Raw genomic sequence first — 1,522 nt, 5'->3', positions numbered from 1 at the left:
AGACTAACTATTAAAAGTCAAGCCCCAAAATGAAAAAATCCGTCTGCCGACCGCTGCCCCTGACAAACAGCATTCAAATGCCATAATCAATGCAGCGAGGGCGACGGAGAGAATAGCAAAGCAAGCCCGGCCAACCCTCGCAGAAACAGAATAGCATTTGAATGCTTCGGTTTGTCAAGGGTTCGCTGCGCCAGCTAAGTTGTTCTTGGATTTGGCTCAGGCTCTGGAGAGAATCAGGCAGCTACAAGATATGCTTTGCCAGATTTCTGCAAGGCATAGATTAGCCGCACAAGTTTCTTCGTGGCATGGGATAAGGCAACATTGTAGTGCTTTCCTTCAGCACGTTTCTTGGCAAGATATTCAGCAAAGACGGGATTCCAGTGGCAGACGTACTTGGTTGCGTTGTAGAGGGCATATCGCAAATAACGAGAACCACGCTTCTCCATGTGAGCGTAACAGTTTGTAAGTTTTCCGGACTGGTATGTAGATGGAGAGCAGCCAGCGTAAGCAAGGATTTTGTCAGGAGATTCAAAGTTGGAAAAATCACCGATTTCAGCAAGAATCATGGCTGCTGACTGGATACCGACACCGGGAATAGAAAGAATCGGTGGATTCAGTTCATCCATGATTTTCTGAATAGAAACTTCAATTTCATCAATCTCGGAGGTGAGTTCCCGAATGAGTTTAATGGTATGCTTCAGTTCCAGAAATTTAGCAGGCATAACGGAACCAATGGAAGTTCTGGCAGCATCTCGAATCTGGATAGCCTTATCTTTGCCATAACGACCCTTGGATGCTGTCGCAAGAAGGTTTGTCAGCTTGGTGAGATGAATTTCTGAAATCTGTTTTGCACCGGGATATTCACTGAGGAGCGCATAAACCGAAGCAATATGGAGAGAGGGAACGAGCTTCTCCAGTTCTGGAAACAGAATAGTGACCAGTCTGGACACTGACTGCTTCAGCTTGGCTCTTTCACGAACCTTATCGAATCGGTATCTTGTTAGTGACTTTAACTCTTCGTTATGGTATGCTGTATCCGTGTAGGACTTGAGGTCTACATCGGACAATAGCATAGTTGCAATCGTTCTTGCATCCACACGATCGGTTTTGGTTTTGCGAAGGCTGAGACTTTTTCGGTACAGGTTGGTGTGCAAAGGATTCATGACATAGACGGCCAGGTCATTGTCAAGAAGAAATCCAAGAATGTTGTAGCTGTAATGTCCGGTAGCCTCAAGTCCTACTTTTATTTTGTCTGACTTTTTGGTACAGTCTCGAATCGTCTGAAGCAGCTGCTTGAAGCCATCCATGTTATTGGGGATGGTAATGCAGTCGGCACGAATCGTTCCGTCCGAGTCGAGAATACAGCAGTCGTGCTTATCCTTGGCAACGTCAATTCCAACACAAACCATTTTGATACCTCCGGCGTATTTATTTCGATGCTGTTCAGGACCACAGACTTCTTTGCTCTTGTAACCTCGTTCTAAATAAACCGTCTGGCGGTATCTAACTGATTAACATTTCA

At 45.4% G+C, this 1,522-nt stretch carries 1 protein-coding gene; it reads right to left on the bottom strand.

The window, feature by feature from the left end:
• Positions 1 to 233: 233 nt before the first annotated feature.
• The gene (locus AAAU26_RS09455; RefSeq protein WP_005936957.1) at positions 234 to 1,409 is read right to left on the bottom strand and encodes an IS110 family RNA-guided transposase; all 1,176 of its coding nucleotides are present in this window, start codon (positions 1,407 to 1,409) and stop codon (positions 234 to 236) included.
• Between the last annotated feature and the right edge of the window lie 113 nt (positions 1,410 to 1,522).

The sequence above is a fragment of the Faecalibacterium longum genome, from assembly GCF_040094125.1.
GTDB lineage: Bacteria > Bacillota > Clostridia > Oscillospirales > Ruminococcaceae > Faecalibacterium > Faecalibacterium longum.
Note: the sequence above shows the minus strand (reverse complement) of the source record. Positions and strands in the feature narration are given on the sequence as shown.

Excerpts from the sequence above, each read along its gene's own strand:
- AAAU26_RS09455 (WP_005936957.1), bottom strand. The coding sequence starts at position 1,409 with ATGGTTTGTGTTGGAATTGACGTTGCCAAGGATAAGCACGACTGCTGT.